Raw genomic sequence first — 3664 nt, forward strand, 5'->3', positions numbered from 1 at the left:
CTCGGAGTCGAACGGGTCCAGGCTGTCCTGGTAGAAGGTGGACAGGGCGCTCACCGCGGACGAGAGCACCGCCATCGGGTGGGCGTCCCGGGGGATAACGCAGGGTCTGAGCCACCTGCTACGCGACGAGGATCCGGAACTGGCCCGATGGATCGAGGAACTGGTCGCGACACTGAAGAGTCCCCGGCAGACGACGCTGACCGGCTGGAACAGCTTCCTCGACCCCGGCGCCGACTCCAGCTGACCCGCTCCGAGTTCACCCGCCTGGCCGACGGTGGGGCTGGCCCGGCTGCCGTCCGCGCTCTGCGGCGCGCGCAACGCAACCGAACGATGCTCGTCCTCAAGAGCCTCGCCGACACCGACGACGCCTTGGCGGCGTCGGCGCACCTGCTCGGCCACGCCCACCGCCTCGACCCCGCCGCCGCGAACGTGCTGCTCGACCACCCGTGGCTGGCCGTCTGGGCGATCGATCGGGTCCGGCACGGTGCCACCGGCCGACCCGACTACCTTCCGTTCGCGGCGCTCGCGGCGGCCGCCCTCGGCGGGCGGTCGGACGTGGCGGTGCAGGTCACGCCGCGTGCGGGTCTGGTGCCGGTGCCGGGCCTCGGGGTGCTGCGTCGACACGGTGGCAGCACGACGGTGACGCCGGCCGACCTGACCGGGCGCCGGTGGACGCCCACCCGCTGGTGGCGCTTCACCGACCAGTCGGTCACCCTCGACCTCCGCGTCGACGACCTGGACCCCTACCGCGACTGCTTCGGGCTGCCGGTCGCCGCCCGGCTCTCCGCGCCGCAGGCCGCGGAGCTGGAACGGTCCGTCGGGCACGCCTGGCACCTGCTCGTCGGGTACGCCCCGACGCACGCCGCCGAGGTGGCCGCCGGGATCAGCACCTTCGTACCGTTGGCCGACGGCACCGAACGTGGGCACAGTGTCACGCACGCCGACGCCTTCGGGGCGTTGGCCGCCGACGCCAACCTCGACCCGGTCGATCTGGCCGTGACCATGGTGCACGAGCTGCAACACAGCAAACTCAACGCTGTCCTCGGCCTGGTCCAGCTGCACGAACCCGCCGACCCGGAGCGGTACTTCGCGCCCTGGCGTCCTGACCCGCGTCCGATCGGCGGGCTGCTGCACGGCACCTACGCGTTCACCGCCGTCGCCGAGGTGTGGGCCGCGCTGCGCGCCCATCCGGAGCTGGCGGCCCAGGCCACCGCGCGGTTCGCTGTGGTACGCGCTCAGTTGGAGCGCGCCCTGGTCGAGCTCGCCCGGGCCGGAAGTCTCACCTCGGCCGGGCGGCTCTGGGCAGATTGCCTGGCCGAACGGATCGGCCGACTGGCCGCGGTGCCGGTTCCGGCGTCCGCCGACGCCGCCGGGCGGTGGGAGGTGGCGCAGGCCGAGCGTGCCCGCCGACCGACGATCCCCACCGGATGAACGGCCGCCACCGGTGGGTGAGGCGTCAGGTCAGCCCGACGGTCTCGATGTCGCACTCGATGCGCCGTTGACCGCGCGCGGCGTCCACCTCCGGGTGGTCCGGCCCGAACAACGCCTCCAGCGCCGCGGCAGCCTCGTCGAGCAGCTCGCGGCCCCGAGCCTCCTCGCCCACCTCGATCAGGTCGACCGACGCGTTGACCGCACAGTAGAGCGTGTACGGATGCCCCGGCCCACGCAGGCGACGGGAGTCCTCGAGGATCGCCTCGGAGAGCACCTGCGCCTGCTCCAGCCGGTGTGACCGGACCAGGTTGATCGCCTGCGCGGAGCGCGCGCTCAGCAGGTACGGATGGGTGGGCGGCAACGATTCGCCCATTGCCTGCAAAGTGGCCGCACCCAACTCCCGCGCCTCCCGGTCGAAGTTGCGAGCCCGCAGGATCACCCCCAGATTGACAGCAGCGCAGAGCGTGACCGGATGCCGCTCCCCGAAGACGGCTCGGAAGGTGGCGTGCCCCTGGGCGGCCAGGGCGTACGCCTGGGTCGCGTCGCCCGCCGCGCGCATGGCGTTGGCGCAGGTCATGCCCGCCTCCGCGGCCAGCACGTGATCGGTCCCGAAGCGGCGGGTCACCAGCCGGTAGTTGGCCGCGCCCTCGGCCACGGCGGCGTCGAGCCGCCCGGTCTTGCGCAGGCAGGCGATGTGGATGCAGGTGGCGCGCAGCACGGTGAGGTGCTCCGCGCCCAGCAGCGACCGCTGCACCGGCAGGGAGCTGTCCAGCAGTTCCAGCGCGTCGGCGTACCGGCCCAGGAGGTAGAGGTCGCGGGCCTGGGCCTCCTGCGCCAGCACCAGTGAATAGGTGCCGTCCTCCGCGGCCGCACCGGCGTGCCGCGCCACTTCGAGGTTGAGCTCGTACGCCCCTTCGAAGTCACCGCTCAGGCGAAGGTTGATCGCCATCGAGTTCATCACCCGCAGCGTGCTCGGATGCCCGTCGCCGAGCACCCGGCGGTGCACGTCGAGGTTGCGGCCGTCCAGGTCGGCCGCCGCCGCGAAGTCACCGAGGCGCCGCAGGTCCGCGCCGACGCTGTTCGCCGCGCCCAGTGTGTACTCGTGTTCCTCACCGAGGCTCGTCCGCATCCGTTCCAGCGCTTCGAGGCCGAACGTGGCCGCGCGCGGGTCGGCGAGCAGCCGCAGGGCGTCCGCGTACCGTCGCATCGCCAGCAGGGTCAGCGGATCGCCGCTGCGCTGGCCGTCCGGACCGGGCTGGTCCCAGGCGGCCAGGATCTCCTCCGCGAAGTCCCGACAGCCTTCGAAGTCACCCAGGTTGTAGATGTAGCGCAGCTGGTCCATCGCCGTCCGGCGGGCGTCGATGTCACCGTGGATCAGACCGGCGACACGCACGTGTGGCGCGATGTCGGCATGGCGGGGCCAGGTGCTCCGGTCGTCGGGGAAGCCCGGGTTGGCGGCGGCGAGCAGCCGGCGGGCGTTCGTCAGCGGGCTGTCGTCGCCCTGCTCGGCGAGCCCCTCCCGGATGACCGCCTGCACCAGTCGGTGCACCTGTACGTGCCGGCTGGCATTGTCCGCCTTGGCGAGCCCGAGCGACGCCAGTTGCCGGATGGCCCGGGCTATGTCGTTGCGCTCCTGGAGGCTGGTGCGCAGCGGTTCGTCCAACCCGGCGCGGCGCCCCTCCCAGAGCAGGCGCATCGGAACCGGGTCGGGGCTGAGGAAGGCGAGCAGCTGGATCAGCTGCGCGGCGGCCGGGTTCTGCTCGCGTACCGCGGCGAGCGCCATCGACACCACGGTCAACACGGTGCCCCGGTACTGCCGGGGTTGCCCCTCGCCCAGCAGCTCCCGAGCGTGTTCCTTGAGGTCGACGAGGTATTCGTCGACCGACGACAGCATGGTGAGCAGCCAACTGACGGCTTGTTCCAGGGCGAGTGGCAGGTCGCCGAGCTCGGCGGCGAGCCGGCGGGCGTCGTCGGGGCTGGTCGCGGGACGCCGCTTGAGCAGCAGTTCCACGCTCTCGGCTCGGGTGAACACGTCGACGTCCAGGGTCAGGGCGCTCGCCGACCAGGCCATGTTCCGTGACGTGACGAGGACGTGGCCGCGTTCGCCGACGAGGTTCGACGAGGGCATGAGCGGGGCCAGTTCGTGCGGGTCGTCGGCGTTGTCGTAGACCAGCAGCCAACTGAGCGAACTCGTCGACAGCGAGTCGAGGACCGTCCGCACGGTCTGCTCCAG

Annotated in this window: 3 protein-coding genes; 2 read left to right on the forward strand and 1 reads right to left on the reverse strand. The window is 72.3% G+C overall.

What is annotated here, in order from left to right; translation table 11 throughout:
• Window positions 1–37: 37 nt before the first annotated feature.
• Complete coding sequence (locus tag ABZ749_RS31565) at window positions 38–244, forward strand: hypothetical protein (protein WP_357234230.1); 207 nt, start codon at window positions 38–40, stop codon at window positions 242–244.
• Between the two features lie 86 nt (window positions 245–330).
• Window positions 331–1431, forward strand: a complete 1101-nt coding sequence (locus ABZ749_RS31570; RefSeq protein ID WP_357234223.1) for an HEXXH motif-containing putative peptide modification protein — start codon at window positions 331–333, stop codon at window positions 1429–1431.
• Window positions 1432–1456: 25 nt separating this feature from the next.
• Here ABZ749_RS31570 and fxsT read toward each other — a convergent pair.
• Window positions 1457–3664: FxSxx-COOH system tetratricopeptide repeat protein (gene fxsT, locus ABZ749_RS31575; RefSeq protein WP_357234226.1), on the reverse strand; the 2208-nt coding region annotated here is incomplete at its 5' end.

It is taken from the genome of Micromonospora sp. NPDC047753, assembly GCF_040642735.1.
Taxonomy (GTDB): Bacteria; Actinomycetota; Actinomycetes; order Mycobacteriales; family Micromonosporaceae; genus Micromonospora.